The 19,888-nt window shown below is 72.1% G+C and carries 18 protein-coding genes; 8 read left to right on the top strand and 10 right to left on the bottom strand.

Translation table 11 applies throughout. The features are described 5' to 3' along the window. Positions 1-3 precede the first annotated feature (3 nt). Both VMR86_16090 and VMR86_16085 read left to right on the top strand, forming a co-directional pair. Positions 4-414 (top strand): acyl-CoA thioesterase, encoded by a 411-nt coding sequence (locus VMR86_16090; GenBank protein HTO08569.1) that lies wholly within the window; start codon positions 4-6, stop codon positions 412-414. Further along, positions 411-1,304 carry an SGNH/GDSL hydrolase family protein gene (locus VMR86_16085; protein HTO08568.1) on the top strand — a complete coding sequence of 298 codons (894 nt, stop codon included), beginning with the start codon at positions 411-413 and terminating at the stop codon, positions 1,302-1,304. The genes VMR86_16090 and VMR86_16085 overlap by 4 nt, the downstream gene beginning before the upstream one ends. Here the strand turns inward: VMR86_16085 and VMR86_16080 are convergent. Further along, positions 1,272-3,209, bottom strand: a complete 1,938-nt coding sequence (locus tag VMR86_16080; GenBank protein ID HTO08567.1) for a sulfatase-like hydrolase/transferase — start codon at positions 3,207-3,209, stop codon at positions 1,272-1,274. The genes VMR86_16085 and VMR86_16080 overlap by 33 nt on opposite strands. Positions 3,210-3,408: 199 nt before the next feature. Here VMR86_16080 and VMR86_16075 point away from each other — a divergent pair, with 199 nt between their 5' ends. Continuing rightward, positions 3,409-4,908 carry a hypothetical protein gene (locus VMR86_16075; GenBank protein ID HTO08566.1) on the top strand — a complete coding sequence of 500 codons (1,500 nt, stop codon included), beginning with the start codon at positions 3,409-3,411 and terminating at the stop codon, positions 4,906-4,908. Here VMR86_16075 and VMR86_16070 read toward each other — a convergent pair. Beyond that, positions 4,905-5,561 carry a class I SAM-dependent methyltransferase gene (locus VMR86_16070; protein ID HTO08565.1) on the bottom strand — a complete coding sequence of 219 codons (657 nt, stop codon included), beginning with the start codon at positions 5,559-5,561 and terminating at the stop codon, positions 4,905-4,907. The two genes, VMR86_16075 and VMR86_16070, sit on opposite strands and share 4 nt — an antisense overlap. Positions 5,562-5,661: 100 nt before the next feature. Between VMR86_16070 and VMR86_16065 the strand changes: the two genes are divergently transcribed. Further along, positions 5,662-6,948 carry an oligosaccharide flippase family protein gene (locus VMR86_16065; GenBank protein HTO08564.1) on the top strand — a complete coding sequence of 429 codons (1,287 nt, stop codon included), beginning with the start codon at positions 5,662-5,664 and terminating at the stop codon, positions 6,946-6,948. Here the strand turns inward: VMR86_16065 and VMR86_16060 are convergent. Beyond that, positions 6,945-8,882, bottom strand: a complete 1,938-nt coding sequence (locus VMR86_16060) for an ATP-binding protein (GenBank protein ID HTO08563.1) — start codon at positions 8,880-8,882, stop codon at positions 6,945-6,947. The genes VMR86_16065 and VMR86_16060 overlap by 4 nt on opposite strands. A gap of 179 nt (positions 8,883-9,061) precedes the next feature. Here VMR86_16060 and VMR86_16055 point away from each other — a divergent pair, with 179 nt between their 5' ends. After that, complete coding sequence (locus VMR86_16055) at positions 9,062-11,416, top strand: 1-acyl-sn-glycerol-3-phosphate acyltransferase (protein HTO08562.1); 2,355 nt, start codon at positions 9,062-9,064, stop codon at positions 11,414-11,416. 149 nt (positions 11,417-11,565) lie between these two features. On the opposite strand, the gene VMR86_16050 is transcribed toward VMR86_16055, so the two are convergent. Continuing rightward, entirely contained in the window at positions 11,566-11,994 is a 429-nt protein-coding gene (locus tag VMR86_16050; GenBank protein HTO08561.1) for an SRPBCC family protein, read from the bottom strand. A gap of 35 nt (positions 11,995-12,029) precedes the next feature. Here VMR86_16050 and VMR86_16045 point away from each other — a divergent pair, with 35 nt between their 5' ends. After that, positions 12,030-12,593 (top strand): hypothetical protein, encoded by a 564-nt coding sequence (locus VMR86_16045; protein ID HTO08560.1) that lies wholly within the window; start codon positions 12,030-12,032, stop codon positions 12,591-12,593. Between the two features lie 23 nt (positions 12,594-12,616). Continuing rightward, positions 12,617-13,426: a formate dehydrogenase accessory sulfurtransferase FdhD gene (gene fdhD, locus VMR86_16040; protein ID HTO08559.1), complete on the top strand. Its 810-nt coding sequence runs from the start codon at positions 12,617-12,619 to the stop codon at positions 13,424-13,426. Here fdhD and VMR86_16035 read toward each other — a convergent pair. Both VMR86_16035 and VMR86_16030 read right to left on the bottom strand, forming a co-directional pair. After that, complete coding sequence (locus VMR86_16035) at positions 13,413-14,240, bottom strand: glycosyltransferase (protein HTO08558.1); 828 nt, start codon at positions 14,238-14,240, stop codon at positions 13,413-13,415. The genes fdhD and VMR86_16035 overlap by 14 nt on opposite strands. A 16-nt stretch (positions 14,241-14,256) precedes the next feature. Further along, on the bottom strand, positions 14,257-15,018 hold the full coding sequence (locus tag VMR86_16030) for an FkbM family methyltransferase (GenBank protein HTO08557.1): 762 nt from the start codon (positions 15,016-15,018) through the stop codon (positions 14,257-14,259). 44 nt (positions 15,019-15,062) lie between these two features. Here VMR86_16030 and VMR86_16025 point away from each other — a divergent pair, with 44 nt between their 5' ends. Then, on the top strand, positions 15,063-15,671 hold the full coding sequence (locus tag VMR86_16025) for a glutathione S-transferase family protein (protein HTO08556.1): 609 nt from the start codon (positions 15,063-15,065) through the stop codon (positions 15,669-15,671). Here VMR86_16025 and VMR86_16020 read toward each other — a convergent pair. From VMR86_16020 to VMR86_16005, 4 genes are all read right to left on the bottom strand, one after another. Next, entirely contained in the window at positions 15,668-16,792 is a 1,125-nt protein-coding gene (locus tag VMR86_16020; protein ID HTO08555.1) for a hypothetical protein, read from the bottom strand. The two genes, VMR86_16025 and VMR86_16020, sit on opposite strands and share 4 nt — an antisense overlap. Further along, on the bottom strand, positions 16,768-17,628 hold the full coding sequence (locus tag VMR86_16015) for a crotonase/enoyl-CoA hydratase family protein (protein ID HTO08554.1): 861 nt from the start codon (positions 17,626-17,628) through the stop codon (positions 16,768-16,770). Before VMR86_16015 ends, VMR86_16020 begins: the two co-directional genes overlap by 25 nt. A 1-nt stretch (position 17,629) precedes the next feature. Continuing rightward, positions 17,630-18,691, bottom strand: coding sequence for a glycosyltransferase family 4 protein (locus VMR86_16010; GenBank protein ID HTO08553.1), 1,062 nt, complete (start codon positions 18,689-18,691; stop codon positions 17,630-17,632). An 11-nt stretch (positions 18,692-18,702) separates the two neighbouring features. Then, the coding region (locus VMR86_16005; protein ID HTO08552.1) for an acyl-CoA dehydrogenase family protein at positions 18,703-19,888 on the bottom strand (1,186 nt) is incomplete at its 5' end.

Here is a 19,888-nt window from a genome sequence, read left to right as displayed (position 1 = left end):
GGCATGACCGAGATCTTCCGCCGCACGCGCGTGATTCGCCCCGACGACGTCGACGAGCTGGGTCACGTGAACAACGTGCGCTGGGTGCACTTCGTGGCGGAGCTCGCGGTGGCGCACGCGTCGCTGCACGGCTCGGGTCTCGACGCGCTGCGCGGCCAGGGCGCGCTGTGGATCGTGCGCCGGCACGAGCTCGACTACCGCCGCCCCGCCCTGCCCGGCGAGGAGATCGTCGAGGAGACCTGGGTCCACGCCATGACCGGCGCGAAGAGCGATCGGCGCTCGCGTTTCACGCGCGCCTGCGACGGTGCGCTCCTGGTCGAGGCGGTGTCGATCTGGGCCTACGTCGACGCGAAGACGCTCAAGCCGGCGCGCATTCCCGAGGCGCTGCGCGCGCGCTTCGCGCAAGAGCCGTGAGCCGGCTCGCCGCGCGGCTGGGACTGGCGGCGGCGAGTCTGTTTCTCGTGCTCGGGTCGGCCGAGGCGGCGCTGCGCATCTTCGGCTTCGGCGAGGTCATGACCTACCAGGCCGATCCGCGCTTCGGCTATCTCATGCGGCCGTCGCAGCGCATCTCGACCTGGGGCGACGTGATCGCGATCAACTCGCTCGGGCTGCGCGGCCCCGAGCTGCGCAACCCCAAGCCGCCCGGCCTCCTGCGCGTGATCTTCGCCGGTGACTCGGTCACCTACGGCGGCGGGCGCGTGCACGAGTACGAGCTCTTCTGCCGCCGCGTCGAAGCACTGGCCGCCAACGAAGGCCTCGAGCTCGAGGCCGTGAACGTGTCCGCGCCGGGCTGGTCGCCGCAGAACTGGGTCGCCTGGCTCGACGCGCACGGCACGCTCGACGCCGACCTGGTCCTGCCCGTGTTCCCCGCGATCGACCTGCGCCGGCCGTTCGCCACCATGGACAAGGTCGGCATCGTCGACCGCGCGCCCGCGCTGCGGCTGGGCACGCTCTTGCTCAAGCTGCGCGCCCAGCGCATCCCCGGCCTGCCGCTCACCAACGAGTCACTGCAGGCGAACGTGGACGCCGTGCGCGGCGTCTTGGCGCGCTTCCCGGCCACGCCGTTCCTGGCGGTGTTCGTGGAGTCGCGTCCGACGCAGGAGCCCAAGCCGAGCTACTGGGGCCCCTACGAAGCGCTGTTTCCCGACCCGATCGACGTGCGCAGCGAGCTCGGACCTTCGGACTTCGTCGACGACGTACACCTCTCGCCCGCGGGTCACGCGGCCGTGGCGCAGCGCGTCTGGTCGCGGCTCGGCCCGCGCCTGCGCGAGCTACTCGACGCGCGCCGCGCGCGCCCGCTCTAGCTGCAGGCTCTCCCACCACCAGACCATCTGGCGGAAGTCCTCGCTCTCGGGGGGCGGGGGGTCGGTGGTGTCGTAGCGCAGCTCCGTGTCGAGGCCGCGCAGACACAAAAGCCGCGGCCGTTCGACCAGCGCCATGTACTGCAGCACGCGCCGCCCGGGCTCGGGAACGAAGCGGGGGCGCGTGGCGCCGTTGCTGGCGAGCGCGCGCTGGAGCTCGCCGCGCAGGTCACTGATGGCCGCCGGCTCGGGCCAGTCGCCGCCCAGCCCGACCACCACCAGGGGTACACGCGTCTGTGTCGCGTCGAGCGACAGGCCGTGACCGAGCGCGCCGCTCTCGAACAGCGCCTCGCCGTGGTCCGAGGTCACGAGCACCGCGGCGTCGGGTCCGGCGTGCGCGCGCCACAGCGCCACCAGCCGCTCGAGCGCGCGGTCGACGTTCGCCGTGGCGTTGGCGTAGGTGGCGTACACGCCGGCCGGGTCGTCGGGCCGGATCTGCCGCACGCCCAGGCGCGGCACGCCCAGCACGTCGTCGAGCTCGCGGTGGTCGTACGGGAAGTGGGTGTCTCCGTAGTTCACGTAGAGCAACAGCGGGCGATCGCCGGTGCGGCGGCCGAGATACGACTCGACCTCGGCGTTCACGCGCTTCCACGAGAGCATCAAGCTGCCGGTCGTGCCGTAGCGCGCCACCGAGTGCGCGGCGTCGCTGCGCGCGTCGAAGTACGAGTCGACGCGCTCCAGGCCCAGCATCTTGCTCTCGTCGGAGCCGAAGGACTCGTCCTGCCCCGAGATCCAGGCCACCTCGTAGCCGTTGGCGTGGAAGTCGTCGACCAGCGTCGACTGGCCCGGATAGGGCGCGAGTCTCCCGCCCACGAGCTGCCCGCGCGAGCGCGCCGTGTAGGGCGAGTTGGCGTAGAAGCGCTCGGAGCGCGCGCCTTCGGCCGAGAGTCTCTCGAGGAAGGGAGTCACGGGCTTGCCGGCGAGCTGCGCGCCGACCACGTCCGCGCGCACGCCCTCGAGAAACACGATCAAGAGGCTCGGCTTGCGGCGGAAGACGGGCCGGTCGACGAAGCCGTCCGGCGGACGCCGGTAGTCGGCCGGGTGGTCGCCCGCCAGCCCGTTCTGGTCGATGCCGTCGCCGGGCAGGTCGAGCGCGTACGGGTGCCTGGTGGCGTCGAAGGGCGCGGGGTCGGCCAGCGGGGCGAACATGCCGTAGCCGTCGAAGTCGAAGTCGGTCGCGCGCTGGAAGAGCGGCAACAGGACAGCGCCCGACGCCTTGCTCTCGAGCGCATCGCAGCTGGTGCCGCCGTGCGCGCACTCACTCGAGAGCACCGCGATCGAGAGACCCGACGCGCACAGGAAGCCCGCCGCGAGCGTCAGCGCGGCCGGGACCTCCCAGCCACCGCGTGGCTCGGCGCGCCACGCGAGCGGCCGCAGCACGCGCACGCCCAGCGCTCCCGACAGCGCGACCGCGCCGATCGCCAACGCCACCGGCGTGATCTGCGCCTCGCCCTGCGCGATCCACTCGAGCGGCGACCCGCCCGCCAGCGCCAGCCACAGCCCGGGATCGAGGATCTTGCCCAGGTAGAGGAACAGGCGGTAGCGCACGTAGAGGAAGCCGAAGGCCGGCACCAGCACCGCCAGCGCGGCCACCGCGAGTCTCTGCAGGCCCAGGAGCCGCGTGCGACGCAGGAGCGGCAGGGCGACGAGCCATGCGCCCAGCACCAGCGTCGCGTCCAGGGCGAGCGAATCCAGCAGGAACGCGGCGATCTGGGCCGGCGTGCGCCGGGCGCCCTCGACCAGGAAGCCGCCGGTGAAGAGACCCGTGGTGCGCGCAATCAAGAGCGTATCCACCAGAGTCAGCACGGCGGCGCAGCCGGCGAGTAAGATCCCCCACGCCGCAGTCACGCGCAGCGAGCTCCGGGGCCGGGCGGTCGAGCTCAAAGGCGGCTCACTTCGCACTGCCTCGCGACCACCCCACATGGAAATGCAGGCCAAACCGCAGCGTTCCGGAAGAGCAGCCAAGCGCAAGTCGGCCGCGCCCGCGCTGCGGGCTCGGAGCTTCGTGCTGTGGGGTGCTGTGGGGGTCGCTGGGGCATGCCTGGCCTTGTGGGTCTCCGCCTGGCTGGCGCGGGGCACTGCCTCCGCCTGGCCGCGTTTCGAGGACGATGCGTACTACTATCTCGTAATCGCCCGCAATGTCGCGGCGGGTCGCGGATTCACCGTCGACGGAATCTCGCTCACCAACGGCTTCCAGCCGCTCTGGATGTGGCTGCTCGTGCCCGTCGCGTGGCTGTGCTCTGGCGACACCCACGTGTTGCTGGGGCTGGCCCAGGTCTTCGTGGTGCTCTTGACCTGCGTCTCCGGCGGTCTGCTCTTCGACCTGCTGCGCACGACCTGCGGCTTCCGGCCGGCGTGCTTCGGCACGGCCGTGTTGCTCGTGCCGCCGTTCCTGAACGTGCTGGTGTCGGGCATGGAGGCGGCGCTCGTCCTCTTGGTGTTCCTGCTGCTCGTCCGGGAGCTGTTCGCGGGCGGCGCGCTGGAACGCCCGGAGCCTCGGCTGCGCGACCTGCGCGCGGGGGTCTGGCTGGGGCTCCTGCTTCTGGCGCGGCTCGACGCGGTCTTCGTCGCGGTGGCGCTGGCCGGGAACGCACTCCTGCTCGGACTCCTCGCGGGGCCGGCTTCTTTGGTGGCGCGGATCTCGCGGACGGCCCGGAAGTCCGCCGTGCTGTTCGGCCCCGCCGTGCTGATGCTGGTCCCGTACCTGCTCTGGAACTTCGAGCGCTTCGGGCACCTGGTGCCGATCAGCGGGTCGCTCAAGACGAGCTTCTCGAACCCGGAGTTCGTGCGCGCGAACGTGGGGCTGCCCTGGCTCGCGCTCTTGACGCTCGGCGCGGCCGGGGCCGGACTGGCGCTGGCGCGGCCGTCGGAGCGGCGCCTGGGACGCCTGCTGGTGCCGCTCGTGGCTGGGCTCTCCCTCCAGGCGCTTCACGCCATGTGGTTCATGCGCTGGGCGGTGTTCGCCTGGCACTACGTGCTGTTCATGCCGGTCGGCGCGGTCGCGGCGGGGGTGATCGCGCGCCGCCTCCAGGACCTCCTGCCGGAGATCGCGCTGCGGGCGGGGCTCGGCCTGGTCGCGTGGGTGCTGATCGTGAGCCAGTACGCGTCGATCTCGCGCCTGCACCTGGCCTTCACGGGCGCGACGCGCGAGGCGGGTGAGTGGGCGGCCAAGACGCTGCCGAAGGACGCCTTGTTCGCCATGAAGGACAGCGGCGCGTTCAGCTACTTCTCGGAGCGCGGCGTGGTGAACCTCGATGGCGTAGTGAGCAGCTTCCAGTTCCAGGAGACGCTGTGTCGGGGCGAGCTCCAGCAGTATCTCGACCGCCACCACGTGGCCTATCTGGTGCAGCACTCGGTGCAGGGCTTGAACGAGGGCTTCTACGACCGCTTCGTGCTGCGCTATCCGTGTCACTTCGAGGGCGGTCACACGAGTGACCTGGTGGTGCGGCGCGACCAGGAGGTCTACCGCGGCTCGCGCTACCGGGACTACCTCGAGCACGAGGACCATCTGGTGATCTGGAAGATCGCCCCCGACGAGACGCCCTAGCGCACGGGCGCGAGCCCGCGCTCGAGCGCGGCCACGTAGTCGGGGTCCTCGTAGTCGGCGTCCGCGCGCGCGCCCACGCGGTCGTACAGCGCCGAGACCATCGACTCACTGGTGCGCGGGTGCGCGCTCACGCGCCAGACCGGCGAGGCCAGGAGATACGGCACGAGGAGCTTGCCCTTCCGGCATGGGCCCAGGAGCAGCCGCGCGCCCGGCAGCGCGGCCTCGTCGAGCGCGATGCGCGCGCCCGCCCCGAGCCGCGGCTCGAGCGCCTGGAACTCGAGCAGCGTGTGGGTCGCCGAAGGCGCGGAGTCGAACAGCGCGAAGTCGATCGCCTCGTGGCGCGCGGCGATGCGCGCCAGGCTCGCCAGGCTGTCGCCTTCGAGAAAGTGCACGCGCCGCGACAGGTCGGGCACCCGGCTGCACAGCGCGGCGATGCGCTCCGGGTCGAGCTCGCAGGAGTAGAGCTCGGCGCCCACCCGCTCGGCGACCTGGAGCAGCGCCAGGGTCGAGAGACCGCAGCCCGTCTCGACGAACACCACGGGCCGCTGAGTCGCAGGCTTGACGTCGGCGAGCAGGCGGCGGATCAGGCCGGCCTGGTCCTGAGTGCGCCACACGCTGCGCAGCAGCCCCACCGCCATTCGCGCGACGTCCATGCCGTTCCCCTCGCCGCGATCGGTGCTGATTCTCCCGGCGCGGGGGCGGTCCGGCAAGGTCCCCTTGCAGGCGCGGCGCTTCTTGGAGACCCACTAGCCCGTGGGGTTCTTCCGGAACGCGGCCTCGGTGTTCGCGACCAGCGCGATCGCGCTCCCGATCAGCGTGGTCACCAACGTGGTGGTGGCGCGCTGGCTGTCGGTGCCGGACCGCGGCCTGTACGCGGAGCTCACGAACTTCTCGTTCGTGTTCTACCTGCTGACCCAGCTCGGCTGGGGCGACGCGGTGATCTACCGGGTGCGCGGTCACGGCGTGCCGCCGCGGCGCGCCTTCGCCACGGGCCTGTTCGCGAACGGCGCGGTCGCGCTGGGGGCGTTCGCGCTGTGTGTGGCGTTCCGCGAGCCACTGTCGCACCAGTTTCTGGGCGGCGCCTCGCCGAAGGCGTTCTGGCTCGCGGCCGCGACCGGGCCGCTGCTCGTGCTGGGTGACTTGCTGCGCGGCGTCGCGCGCGCGCTCGACCGCTTCGACCTGCACAACCAGTTCGGGCTCTTGCAGTCGGCCGCGATCCTGGGCGGGCTCTTGATCGCCCTGCCGCTCGCGGGCGGCGCGCTCGAGGCGGCGCTCAGCTCGTGGTGTCTGGTGCAGGTCTTCCTCGTGGCCTACTTCGGCGCGCGCGTGGCGGCGCTCGCGGGCTTCGAGTGGCGGCTCGACCTGCACGAGGCGGCGGCCAGCATCGCCTTCGGCGGCGCGATGTACTTCCAGTATCTCCTGATCCAGCTGCACGAGCGCGCCGACGTGCTGCTGCTCGGGGCGCTGGGCACGCCGAGCTTCGACGTGGCGCTCTACGCGACCGCGGTATCGGTGATCTCGCCGCTGCGGCTCGTGCCCGGGGCGATCGGCACTGCGCTCCTGCCGGAGCTCTCGGGCGTGAGCGCGCGCGAGGCCGCGGAGTTCACGGCCGCGGTCGTGCGGACCTCGGCGCTGGTCATGCTGGCGATCGCGCTGGGGCTGGCGGCGGTGGGCGCGCTCGCGATCCCGCTCCTGTTCGGCGCCCGCTACGCGCCGGCAGTGACTCCGTTCCTGATCCTCCTGCCGGGACTCACCGCGGTGACGGTGTCGCGGCTCTTGCAGCGCTACTTCGCGGCCGTGGGACGGCCGCGCGCACTGTGGGGCATCGGCGCGCTGGCGCTCGGCGCGAACGTGGGCTTGAACCTGGTGCTGATCCCGCGCGCGGGCATCCTGGGCGCGGCCACGGCCGGCCTGTGCTCGACCACGCTCGAGGCGGTCGCCACGGTCTGGTACTTCAGCTCGGAGTCGGGCCAGCGCGTGCGCGACACGCTGCTCATGCGCGGCGCCGACTTCGCGCGCATCCGCTCGCGGCTGCGCTAGTCGGCCTGCTTCGCGCGCGCGTCGAGCAGCGCCCGGATCGACGCCAGCAGGTCGTAGCGGTCGATCGGCTTGGTGAGATAGGCGTTGCAGCCCGCCGCGAGACACTTCTCGCGCTCGCCGGCCAGCGCGTGCGCCGTGAGCGCCACGATCGGCACGCGGTTGCCGCGCGCGCGCAGGTTACGCGCCGCGGTGTAGCCGTCCATGACCGGCATGGCCATGTCCATGAGCACCAGGTCGAAGGTCTCGATCTCGGTGCGCTCGAGCGCCATCTGGCCGTTCTCGACCACCACCACCTCGGCGCCCGCCTTGCGCAGCATCATCGAGATCAGGCGCTGGTTGTCGGGGCCGTCCTCGGCCAGGAGGATGCGCGCCTGGATCGGCTCCGCCGCGCCCGACGGCCGGCGCGTGTCGCCGTGCAGCTCGGCCTCGCCGACCACCTGCAGCATGCGCGAGCCCGGCGTCGGCTGGGCGCGCACGGTGAGCGTGAACGTGCTGCCCGCGCCCGCCTCGCTCTCCACCGTGCAGTCACCGCCCAGCAGCACGGCAATGCGCTTGGTGATCGCGAGCCCCAGGCCGGTGCCGCCGAAGCGGCGCGTGATCGAGCTGTCGGCCTGCTCGAAGGCGCGGAAGAGTGACTCGCGCTTCTCGGGCGCTATGCCGATGCCGGTGTCCTTCACCTCGATGCGCGCCATCTCGGTCGCGGGGTCGTAGGTCACGCGCAGGCGCACGAAGCCGCGCTCGGTGAACTTGATCGCGTTGCCCAGCAGGTTCACCACGCCCTGGCGCACGCGCGTCGGGTCGGAGAGCACCTGCGAGGGCACGGGTGAGTCGAAGGCGACTTCCAGCGCGATGCCCTTCTCATCGGCGCGCACGCGCATGAGCGACGCGATCTCCGAGACGATGTGCACCACGCTCATCGGGATCAGCTCGACCTCGACCCGGTTCGCCTCGATCTTCGACAGGTCGAGGATGTCGTTCAGCACGTCGAGCAGGTGCCCGCCGTTGCGGCGCACGATCTCGAGCAGCCGGCGCGCCTCCTCGCCGAGCTGCATCTCGTCGTCGAGCAGGAGGTCCGCGTAGCCGAGGATCGCGGTCATGGGCGTGCGGATCTCGTGACTCATGTTGGCGAGGAACGCGCTCTTCGACTGGTTGGCGCGCTGCGCCTCGTTGCGCGCCGCCTCGAGCTCGATCGTGCGCTCGGCGACCTTCTGCTCGAGCGTGGCCCGGTGCGTCTCGAGCTCGCCGTGCACGCGCGAGAGCTGGCGGGTCATGTCGTTGAACGAGCGGCCCAGCTCGCCGAGCTCCCCCACGCCCAGCTCGGGCACCTGCGCGCCCAGGTCGCCGGCGCCGACCCGCTTCACGGTCGCGCCCAGCAAGTGAATGCCGCGCAGCAGGTTCTGCCACAGCGCCACCGCGATGCCGATGCCCACGACCAGCGCGGCGGCCAGCACCACCGAGCTCGAGGCCAGGAGCTCGCGGTACTCGGCCATGCTGCGCGAGGTCGAGATCACGATCCGGATCAGCCCGTCGGGGCGCATCGTGACCGCCTGCGGACCCGGGTAGTGCACCGGCACCAGCAGCTCCTGCAGGCTCTTGCTCAGCCCGCGCTGGCGGCGGTCGTCGGGGAAGTTCAAGCGCTCTTCGGGGAAGAGCGGCGCGATCGACGGGTCGCCCTCCGACGCCAGTAACTGGCCCTTGCGGTCGTAGACCGATACGTGCACCACGTCGCGGTCGGCCAGCGCCGACAGGACTGACTCGCGGACCGCGGCCGGCGAGTCGCTCTCCAGGCCGGCGCGCGCCGACTGAGTGAGAAACGCCGCGATCGTGTCGAGCTTGGCGTGCACGCCGCGCTCGAGCTGAGTGCGCGCGACCTTGTAGAGCACGGCGCCGGTGCCCAGCATGAACAGCGCGACCGGCGTGATCGCCGCGACCACGAGGGTGGCCCGAACACTCAGTCTGGGGGTACTGCGCACGCGCAGGGGCTCCTCGCTTGGTCGCGCCACTCCAGAGGGAACTATCGGAGCGCGGCGCGCGGCGATGAATGCGACTCGTGCGCCGCGGCGCGTCACTCGCGCCGCTGTCGGGCCCGAGCGCTTCGCGGTATCGTGGCGGCGTGTCGGACCTGGTTCGGCTGCGCCCGGCCCCTCGTGCGAACGGTCTGTTCGCCGTGCCGCTCGTTCACGCCGGCGGCGCCCGCCCCGAGCCCGCCCCCGCCGGACGGGTCCGCATCTATCTCGCGCCGCTCGAGTCGGGCCTCGACCTGCGCGTGTTGCTGGCGAGCCTGGCGCGCGCCGGCCTGCCTACCCCGCGCTGGGTGCCGGCGACACAGGGTGGTGTCGCGCCCGCGGATCTGGAGCGCGCCTTCCTGGCCGGCGACCCGGTGCTGGTGCCGGTCTCGCCGCCGCGCAGCGACTCGGACCGCCTGGCGCGCCTGCTGGCGTTCGCCCAGAAGGCCGGGGTCGAGGCCGACCTGGTGCCCGTCGAGGTGCTGTGGGGGCCGATCGAGCGCCCGCCCTCGCTCTGGAACCTGCCCTTCGGCAACCCCTACGACCCGCCGGAGTGGACGCGCTGGCTCAGGCTCTTCCGGCGCGGCTACGCGCGCGTGGTGGTGGGGCTCCCGGGCACGCGCAGCGCGCTCGAGAGCCAGTCACACGCCCACGGCGACAAGCTCGCGCTCTCGGCCTTCGTGCGCGTGCAGGCGGTGAAGGCGCTCTCGCTGGCCCAGCGCCAGGTGTTCGGCGACCGCTACAAGGTGCCGCGGCTCTTGGTCGAGCAGATCATCGCCGAGCCGGCGTTCCAGGACCGCATCGCCGCCACGGGCGCGACCGCGGGGCTCACGCGCGGCGAGTCACTCGACCGCTCGGAGCGCGCGCTGCGCGAGCTCGGCACGAGTCACAATCTGTTCGCCATGGAGGTGTTCCGGCGCTTCACGCGCTGGATCGTCTCGCTGGCCTACGACCCCGAGATCGACGTGGCCGAAGGCGAGCTCGACAAGCTGCGCGAGCTGGGCCGCCGGGCGCCGCTGGTGTTCGTGCCCTCGCACAAGTCGAACTTCGACCACCTGGCGCTGTACTCGCTCTTGTTCACGTCGGGTTTCCCGCCGCCGCACACCGCTGCGGGCATCAACATGTCGTTCTTCCCCATGAGCCGGATCCTGCCCGGCACCGGCGCCTACTTCCTGCGCCGCAGCTTCTCCGACGACCCGATCTACAAGGAGTCACTGCGCGCGTTCATCAACTCTCTGGTGCAGCACCGCTTCCACCAGGAGTTCTTCATCGAGGGCACGCGCTCGCGCACGGGCAAGCTCCTGCCGCCGCGCTACGGGATCCTGAACTACGTGGTCGATGGCGCGCGCCGGCACGACATCGGCGAGGTGCTGTTCGTGCCGGTCGCGATCGCCTACGACCAGATCCTCGAGCTGGCGGAATACGTGCGCCAGAACCTGGGCGATTCGAAGCAGGCCGAGAGCTTCTGGTTCCTGGTGCGCCAGATCCGCGCGGCGCGCGCGCGCAAGCTGGGCAAGGTCCACATGCGCTTCGCCGAGCCGATCTCGCTGCGCGAGTATCTCGACCGCACCACCGACGAGAAGCTGGTGGTCGAGAAGCTCGCGTTCCGCATCTCGAACGCGATCAACGCCGTGACTCCCCTGACTCCCGCCTCGGTGGCGTGCTCGGTGCTGGTGGGCGCGGGCCGCCGCGCGCTCAGCCAGAGCGAGTTCGAGACCCAGGCCGGCAGGCTCATCGACTACGCGCGCGAGCGCGGCATCGGCATGACCGCCGAGGTGGCCGCGGGCGCGCGCGCGGTGGTCGAGACCGCGGACCGCACGCTCTCGGCCTCGGGAGTCATCGAGCGCTACGACGGCGGCGTCGAGCCCGTGTACCACGTCGCCGACGACGGCCGCCACGCGGCCTCGTACTACCGCAACACCGCGATCCACTTCCTGGTGAACCGCGCGATCGCCGATCTGGCCATGCGCGCCGCGCCGACCGCGCCCGACCGCGACATGCGCGGCTTCGCTCTCCGCTTGCGCGAGCTGCTCAAGTTCGAGTTCTTCTTCGCGGAGCGCGACGCCTTCGTGCGCGAGATCGAGCGCGAGTCCGCGCTGCTCGGGCGCGAGCGCGCTGCCGGCCTGCCGCCCTTGCTCGCCGCGCGGCCCCGCATCCTGCTCGACTTCCTCGAGAGCTACTGGGTCGTGACCGAGACCCTGCGCCGCCTGCCCGCAGAGGGCGCGACGCCCTCGGCCGGCGTGGTGCGGCGCTGCCACGAGATCGGCCGCCAGCTCCTGCTCCAGGACCGGGTCCAGTCCGAAGAGCTGTTCTCGAACACGAACTTCGGAAACGCGCTGCGCCTGCTCGAGAACCTGGGCGTGGCCGAGCAGACGCCGGCCGGCTACCGCCCGGGCAACGCCGACAAGCTCGAGTCACTGGCCCGCGACATGGAGCTCCTGATCCGGCTGGCGCGCGACTGAGCGGACGGCGGAGACAAAGAAGGCGGGAGCGCTGGCACCGGATCCCCCCCAAGTTCCTGGCACCTGCGCCCCCGCCATCCCCTGATCGTTCAATTGCTGGCTGGCGGGCCGCAATTTCATGTCATTGATCGGCAGCTTCGGGTCGGACTTTAGTCCTTGGACTCGAGCTTACGGGCGAGCCTGGCGAGAACGTCGCGCAGGCCGCCCTCGAGCACGCGCCGCAGCAGCCAGCCGGTGCCGGGCACGAGCGGACGGAAGCGCACGTTCCAGGTCACGCGCGTCCCGGCGCCGTCGGGCTCGAAGCGCACGACACCCTCGTGGTCGCGCACGGGCGCGCCGGCCACCAGCCGGTAGGTCATGCGACGGGGTGGATCGAAGCCGGTGACCTCCTCCTCGATCGCCATGCCGCGCGCGCGAATCACTCGGATCGCACCCAGCCCGTTCGGCGGCGGGTCACCCTTCTGGCGCAGCACGACCTCTTTGACTCCGGCCCAGCGCTCCCAGCCCGCGTGGTCGGTGTAGACGGCGAAGACGCGGTCCGGCGGCGCAGCCACGTGCTGTGTGAGCTCGATCTGCATGGACGGCCATCCTAGCGTGCGGTATCGAGACCGCGATGAAGGGGGGACCGGCACTCGTGGCCTGCCTGCTGGCGCTCGCGCCGCAGGCGCACGCGGGGCCCGACCCGGGGGGCGCCCTGCGGGCGCTTCTGGCGACGCCGTTCCGTGTCACCGGCGACGCGCTGGGCGCGGCCGGCCTGGTGACTGCCTCGGCCGTGGGCTTCCTGGGCGACACGCTCGCGCTGGCCGACGCGAACCGTTTCACCGAGCCGGTGCTGTTCGGGCTGGTGAGCGGCGCGGTCCGGCGCACGGCGCTGGGAGTCTCGCAGCTGTCGACCGGCGCGCTCGAGGGCCTGCGCGCGGAGGACGTCGAGCGCCTGCCCGAGCCGCGCGAGGCGTATCTCGACAACGCCTTCGGCGCCGGGCGGCTCGACACGGCGCTCACGGGGCTCGGCGCGCTGCGGCTGGGCCTGGAGGACGCGTTCGCGGGCCCGGCCCTGTTCGCCGTGCGCATGGCCGGCGCCGGCAGCGCGGCAGCTGCCGTGGCAGGCTTCACGCGCGACGAGCGCATCCGCGTGCTCGGGCCGCTGGTGCGCGAGGGCGACGCCCCCGCACAGTGAGTCGCGATCGGTTAGGCTGGGCCATGGCGAGCAGGCCGGGAACGGTCCAGATCGACGCGCTCGGGCTGCGCGGCGCGGCGTGCGAGGCGCGCGTCGAGTCTCTGGTGGTCGAGGAGCCGCTCGAGATCCGGCTCGACGGGGAGCCGCTCGCGATCACCATGCGCACGCCGGGCCACGACGTGGAGCTCGCCGCCGGCTTCCTGGTCAGCGAGGGCGTGGCGCGCGACTTCGGCGCGATCGCCTCGATCGCGCACTGTGACTCCGAGGGAAACACGGTCGACGCACGGGCCGAGCCGGGCGCGCGGGGCATCGTGCGGCCCGAGCCGCGCGCCTTCGTGGCCTCGTCGGCGTGCGGGCTGTGCGGCAAGGCCACGCTCGAGACACTGCGCACGCGCGCGCCCGCGCTGCACGGCGACGCGACGCGTGTCTCGGCCGGCACGCTCCTGGCGCTGCCCGAACGGCTGCGCGCCGCGCAGCCTTTGTTCCGCGCGACCGGCGCGCTGCACGCCGCGGCGCTGTTCGGCCCCGACGGCGCGCTCTGGTGCGCGCGCGAGGACGTGGGCCGCCACAACGCGGTGGACAAGGTCGTGGGCTGGGCGGCGCTCGAAGGCCGGCTGCCGCTGCACGGGACCGTGCTCGCGATCAGCGGGCGCGCGGGCTTCGAGATCGCGCAGAAGGCGCTCGTGGCCGGGATCCCCATCCTGGCCGCGGTGTCGGGCTCGACCAGCCTCGCGGTCGAGCTGGCGCGCGAGAACGGCATGACGCTCGCCGCCTTCGTGCGCGGCGAGTCACTCGCGCTCTACGCGGGCGCGGAGCGGGTCACGTTCCCGTGAGCCGCCGGTCGCGCAGCTCGGCGGCCAGCTCGCGCAGACCGTACGGCGCTTCCGCGGCCAGGTCGGCGCGGCGGTAGTAGGCGGCCGCCTCGCGCCACAGCGTGCGCTCGACGTGCGGCGGGTGGTACAGGTGCAGCACGCGCGCGCGGTGCCAGAGCGACACCGGCCTCACGCCCGCGAGCAACAGCCGGTTGCGCAGGTCGGAATCGTCCTTTGCGCTGTTGCGGTAGGTGAGGTCGAAGCCGTTCACCGCGAAGAAGCTCGCGCGGTCGACCGAGAAGTTGAGCCCGAGCAGGCGCGGCTTGTGCGGCCGGCGCGCCGCGATGTACGCCAGGCTCTTGCAGTGCGTCCACCACAGACCCGCGCGCTCGGCCAGCGGCAGCTCGCTCTCGAGCGCGCCCGACGCGATCCGCTCGCGAGTCACTCGCCGGCTGTCGGCCTCGGACAGCCGCACGTGACCGCCGACCGCGAAGCTCGCCGGTCCAGCCGCCTCGAGATGCTCCGCCACGAAGCTGCGCGAGGGCACGCAGTCGCCGTCCGAGAACACCAGGAGCGGCCCGCGGCTGTGCAGCACCCCGCGGTTCACGGCGGCCGACTTCCAGAAGCCGAGGTGCGGCTGCCAGACGTGCCGGAGCTGCACCGGCAGCCGGCGCGCCCAGCAGTCCACCACCCGCCGCGTCTCGGGGCCGGAGCCGTCGTCCGCGACCACGATCTCGAAGTCACGCGTGCTCTGGCCCGAGTAACCGGCGAGCGCCAGGTCGAGCAGCCGCGGCTGGTCGTAAGTCGCCAGGATGACGCTCGCGCGGATTTTCACGGGCGGGATGATACGCCTAGCGGCGGGCAAACAGCATGCCGTTCGCGGAGCGCCCGTCCCAATCGAGTGCAACTCGGAAGCCCTTCTGCTCGAGCAGCTTCGCGAGCGCGTCGTGCGCGAGCACCGAGGCGTCGTCGTGGAACTCCAGCGCGATCGTGCGAATCGCGGCCATCAGAGCGACGGGCAGCGCCGGCAGGATGACTCCCTCCGCGCCCTCGCAGTCGAGCTTCAGGAAGTCGACCCGCTCGAAGCCGTGTTCGGCCAGCACCTGCGCGAAGGTCGCGACGCGCACGTCGACCGACTCACCCGCGCCGGCGTCCTTGCCGAGCGGCGTGAGCTGGTGAGTCGTGCCGCTCTTGCCGATGAACAGCGGCAGCGTGCCCGGCGCGTCCGAGATGGCGCACTCCGCGACCTCGGCGCGCTGACAGTGATTGGCGCGCAGGTTGAGCCGCAGGTGCTCGGCATTCTCGGGGTGCGGCTCGATCGCCAGCACCCGGCCGCGCGTCCGCTGCGCGGCGTAGACCGCGAACGCGCCGATGTTCGCCCCCACGTCGACCACCGTGTCGTCGGCGCCGATCTCGAAGCCCGGCGGCGTGTACACGCGCTTGTGGAACACGGGAGTCAGTACGCGCAGCGGGTTCACTCCCGCCGGCGCCTCGAACGACGTGCCGTCGCGCAGCACCGCGCGCGCCGGCTTGCGGCCCGCCGCGCGCGCCTGCTCGAGCTCGCGCCAGTTGCGGTAGTAGCGCGCGTAGCGCAGCGCACGCAGCAAATTCATCGCAGAACGGATAGGATCGCGCCGAACGGGAGGCAAGCCGGACCATGAAGCTCTACGACAGCGCCCTGGCGCCCAATCCGCGCCGCGTGCGCATCTTCCTGGCCGAGAAGGGAATCACCGTCCCGACCGAGCAGGTCGACATCGGCAAGGCAGTGAATCGCCAGCCCGAGTTTCTCGCCAAGAACCCGTTCGGCGGTTTGCCCGTGCTCGAGCTCGACGACGGCAGCTACCTGGCCGAGTCGATCGCGATCTGCCGCTACTTCGAGGAGCTGCAGCCCAAGCCCGCGCTGTTCGGGGAGGGGGCGGCCCAGCGCGCCAAGGTCGAGATGTGGCAGCGGCGCATGGAGCTCGGGCTGTTCAACCTGGTGACCGGCTGCTTCCAGAACACACACGAGTTCTTCAAGGGCCGCATCAAGCAGTCACCCGAGTACGGCGAGGTGTGCAGACACAATGCGCTGGACCGCATCGCGTGGCTCGACGGGCAGCTCGCCACGCGCAAGTTCGTGGCGGGCGACCAGTTCACCGTCGCCGACATCACCGCGCTGTGCGCGATCGACTTCGGCCGCGCCGCGCAGATCCGCGTGCCGCCGGAGCTCGCCAACGTGAACCGCTGGCACCGGGACGTGTCGAGCCGGCCCTCCGCGAAGGCCTAGCGCGCGGGCGGCGGCCCTTCCGCGAGCAACTCGCGCAGCGGGCCGCTCACCGTCTCGGCCCACAGCCTGTACGCCGCGGCCGACAGGTGCTGGTCCTCGGGCTCCCACAGACCCGGGGCGGCGTGCGCGCGGAACACGGGCAACAGGTCGATCGCGCGGTCGACCTCGGGCACGCTCCCGAGCCGCGACATGAGCTCCTCCGAGGCCGCGTTCATGTCCAGGTCACTCGCCAGCGCGGGCAGCGCGCGCGCGATCTCGGCGCCGTCGGGGTCGAGCACCTGCGCGCGGTGCGGGTGCACGACCACCAGGAAGCGCGCGCCGTGCGCGTGCGCCTCCTGCGCCACCAGCGCGATGCCACGCGCCGTGCCGTCGAGCAGCGCGGGGGTGAGCTTCGACTTGCGCAGGGTCTCGGGCACGCCGTAGATGCCGACATCGCCGCGGTCGAGCGCGCGCCGGATCGCGGAGCGGGTGGCCACGTACAAGTGCGAGCGTGACTCGAGCCAGGAGTTCATCGGGTAGGCCCAGTCCCAGATCGCCTGCAGCGAGAGACCCGCGGGGAACAGGCGCCACGGCCGGCGCTGCACGTCTTGCGGCGGCGGCACGGACTCGGGCGTGGTCGTGTAGTCGTTGCCGACGTAGACCGCCAGCGTGACCACGTCCCAGTGCGCGCCCGGCGCGTTCAAGCGCTCGCGCGCCGCGGCCACGTACTGGCCCATGTAGTAGGAGCTCACGCCCGCGGCGTCGGTACACGCGCCGGTGTCGGCGTCGAGCAGCGCCCAGGGTGTCTCGGGGAACGGGATCGAGAGCGCCTCGAAGTCACCGAGCCACAGCACCCGGCCCGCGCAGCTCGTGCGCGGCGGGTTCCGGCAGTCCACGCGATCGCCGGCGCCGTTGGTGCAGATCTCCACGTCGCGCTCGCCCGTGTTCGCGATGCCGCGCTCGTTGGGGTGGTGGCGCCAGCCGAGCGCCGGGTCCTTGACCCACAGGTCCGGGATGTCGCGCTGCAGGTCCTGCGGCGCGCAGGCGCGCAGCCCGAGCTCGCCCGCGAACAGCGCGACGGCGAGCCAGATCGCGGCGAGCGCGAGCCGGCGCGCGATCACTCGAACGGGCGCTCGCGCCACCAGGGGAAGAAGGCGGGCATCTCGCGGCTGGGGCGCTGCTTGAACTCGGCCTTGCGTTTGGCGAGGAACGCGCCGACGCCCTCGTGCGCATCGGCGCTCTGGCCCAGCGCCGTGATGGCGCGTGAGTCGAGCTTGTGCGCCTCCATCGGGTGGTCGGCGCCCAGCATCTTCCACACCAGCTGGCGGGTCATCGCCACCGAGATGGCCGAGGTGTTGTCGGCGATCTCGCGCGCCAGCGCGCGCGCTGCGGGCACGAGCTCGGCGGGCGCGTGCAGGCTGCGCACCAGGCCGCCCTCGAGCGCTTCGGTCGCCGGGAACACCCGGCCGGTGTAGGTCCACTCGAGCGCGCGAGACACTCCGACCACGCGCGGCAGGAACCAGCTCGAGGCCGCCTCCAGGCAGATGCCGCGGCGCGCGAACACGAAGCCGAAGCGCGCCTCGGTCGAGGCCAGACGCACGTCCATGGGCAGGGTCATGGTGACTCCCACCCCGACCGCCGGGCCGTTGATCGCCGCGATCACCGGCTTCTTGCACTCGTAGATGCGCAGCGTGAGTCGCCCGCCGCCGTCGCGGCGCGCCTCGATGCCCACGTTCTGCGCGCCCGCGCGCTGGTCGAACGTGCCGGAGCCGCTCGACAGGTCGGCGCCCGCGCAGAACGCGCGCCCCGAGCCGGTCACGATCACCGCTCGCACGTCGTCGTCGGCGTCGGCGCGGTCGAACGCGTCGAGCAGCTCGGACAGCATGCGCGCCGTGAAGGCGTTCAGCTTGTCGGGCCGGTGGAGCGTGAGCGTGAGCACGCGCTCGGACACTTCGTACTGGATCTCCTGGTATTCCACGTCAGTCGCCTCTCGCCACGCGCGTGAACAGCGCCTCGGTCTCGTCGACCCACTGCTTGGGGTCGAACATGCGGGACACCCGCTCGCGCGCCGCGCAGCCCATGGTGGCGGCGCGCGAGGGATCGTCGAGCAGGGAACGGATCGCGCGCACCAGGCCGTCGACGTCGCCCGACGGGTAGAGCAGCCCGGTCTCGCGCGGCACCACGATCTCGCGCACGCCGCCCACGTCGGCGGCGACCACCGGCAGCCCGATCGCCGCCGCCTCGCGCAGCACGACCGGCAGCGCCTCGCGCCGCGAGGGCAGGACCAGCCCCACGAAGCTCGCCATGTAGCGACTCACTTCGCGCGAGAAGCCCGTGAACACCACGCGCTTCTCCAGGTTGCGCCGGCGGGTCTCGGCGCGCAGCGCGCCTTCTTCCGGGCCTTCGCCCACGATGCACAGCACCACGTCGTCGGGCAGGCGCGGCAGGGCCGCGATCGCGTCGCCCACCGCTTTCTCGGGCGAGAGCCGGCCCACGAAGCCGAGCACGCGCGCGTCGCGGGGTACACCGTGCAGTGTCGCGAGGTCGAGCGGCTCGAGGCTGCCCGGCAGCGGCAGGTCGACGCCGGAGTAGATCACCTCGCCGCGCTCGCCGCCCCACAGCTCGCCCAGCCGCGCGCGCTCGAAGCGCGAGACGAACACCAGCGCGTCGGGCAGGCGCAAGAGGATCGGCTTGGTGAAGCGGTCGTTCGCGCGGTCGGCCACGTTGTGGATCGTGGTCACGAGCCCGGCCCGGAACATGCGCAGCGCGCGCGCCGTGCCCGCGAGCGACGTCATGCGCAGCGACTGGGCGTTCACCACGTCGATCGCGTGCTCGTGGACGGCGCGCGCGATCGCGCGCATGCCCGCCCAGTAGCGCACGCCGCGCGGCACCGACAGCGTCGGGTGCCCGTGCGCATGCGCCTCGCGCAGGAAGGGCGCGCCGAACGCGCCGACCACGGCCCCGTGACCGCGCGCGCGCAGCTCCTCGGCCAGGCGCAGGATGTCCGCCTCCGCGCCGCCGACCTGGCCGCCCTCGGACAGGAAGAGGACGTTCAGAACAGGAGCCCCAGGCCCGTCGCGCGCCGGCTCGAGCCCTCGGAGCGGTACGCGTCGATCACGTGGCGCGCGATCTGCGTCAGGTGCACCTCGTCCGCGCCGTCGACCAGCCGGGCCGAGCGCGCGTTCTTCATCATCTGCTCGAGCGGCGTGTCACTCGAGTAACCCAGCGCCCCGTGCACCTGGATCGCCTGGTCCAGCACCTTCCACAGCGTGTTCGCGACGAAGAACTTCGTCATCGACACCTCCTGGCGGAACGGCTGCTTGGTCTCGATGAGATAGGCCGAGTGCAGCACCATGAGCTTGCACTGGTACAGCGCCAGCGCGGCTTCCGAGATCTTCCACTGGATGCCCTGCTTCTCGGACAGCTTCGCGCCGTGGAGCATGCGCTCCTCGGTGCGCGCGACCATCATGTCGAGCGCCTTCTCGATCTGGCCGATCCAGCGCATGCAGTGCGCGAGCCGCGCCGGACCCAGCCGGACCTGGCCCAGCGTGTGACCCTGGCCCTGGGGGCCGAGCATGTTCTCGTGCGGGACCACGAGGTCCTTGATGCGGATCTCGCAGTGGTTGTGACCGCCAGCCATGGTGTGCACGTCGCGCACGATCTCGAAGCCGGGGTTCGGCAGGTCGACGATGAACGCCGAGTTTCGCGCCTGCGGCGGATCGGCGTCCGGGTCGGTGCACGCGATCAGGATGGCGAACTTCGCGCCGCGCGCGCCCGAGATGAACCACTTGTGCCCGTTGACGTGCCAGTTGTCGCCGTGGCGCACCGCGAAGGTCTGGATGCCGGTCGGGTCACTGCCCGCGACCTCGGGCTCGGTCATGGCGAAGCACGAGCGCACGTAGCCGTTGCACAGCGGCCGCAGATACTTCTCGACCTGCATCGGCGAGGCGAAGTGCAGGAGCGTGTGCATGTTGCCTTCGTCGGGCGCCTGACAGTTGATGATGAACGCCGACAGCGGCACGCGTCCGCACTCGGCCGACACGGTGGCGATCCCGAGCGCGCCGAGCCCCATGCCGCCGAACTCCTTGGGCATGTGCGGCAGCCACAGCCCCTTCTCGCGGGCCAGCTTGCGCAGGCGGATGATCTCGGGCCCCCACTTCGCGCGGTCGTCGGTCTTCTCGAGCACGGCCGCCGCCGGCTCCACGTCTTTGTCGATGAACTCGCGGATCCGGGTGCGC

This window comes from Myxococcota bacterium, from assembly GCA_035498015.1.
Taxonomy (GTDB): Bacteria; Myxococcota_A; UBA9160; order SZUA-336; family SZUA-336; genus VGRW01.
The sequence above is the reverse complement of the archived record's forward strand: the minus strand, read 5'-3'. Positions and strand labels throughout refer to the sequence as shown.

Coding starts and splice junctions, on each gene's coding strand:
- VMR86_16090 (HTO08569.1), top strand. CDS start 4: ATGACCGAGATCTTCCGCCGCACGCGCGTGATTCGCCCCGACGACGTC.
- VMR86_16070 (HTO08565.1), bottom strand. CDS start 5,561: ATGGACGTCGCGCGAATGGCGGTGGGGCTGCTGCGCAGCGTGTGGCGC.
- VMR86_16050 (HTO08561.1), bottom strand. CDS start 11,994: ATGCAGATCGAGCTCACACAGCACGTGGCTGCGCCGCCGGACCGCGTC.
- VMR86_16045 (HTO08560.1), top strand. CDS start 12,030: ATGAAGGGGGGACCGGCACTCGTGGCCTGCCTGCTGGCGCTCGCGCCG.
- fdhD (HTO08559.1), top strand. CDS start 12,617: ATGGCGAGCAGGCCGGGAACGGTCCAGATCGACGCGCTCGGGCTGCGC.
- VMR86_16030 (HTO08557.1), bottom strand. CDS start 15,018: ATGAATTTGCTGCGTGCGCTGCGCTACGCGCGCTACTACCGCAACTGG.
- VMR86_16025 (HTO08556.1), top strand. CDS start 15,063: ATGAAGCTCTACGACAGCGCCCTGGCGCCCAATCCGCGCCGCGTGCGC.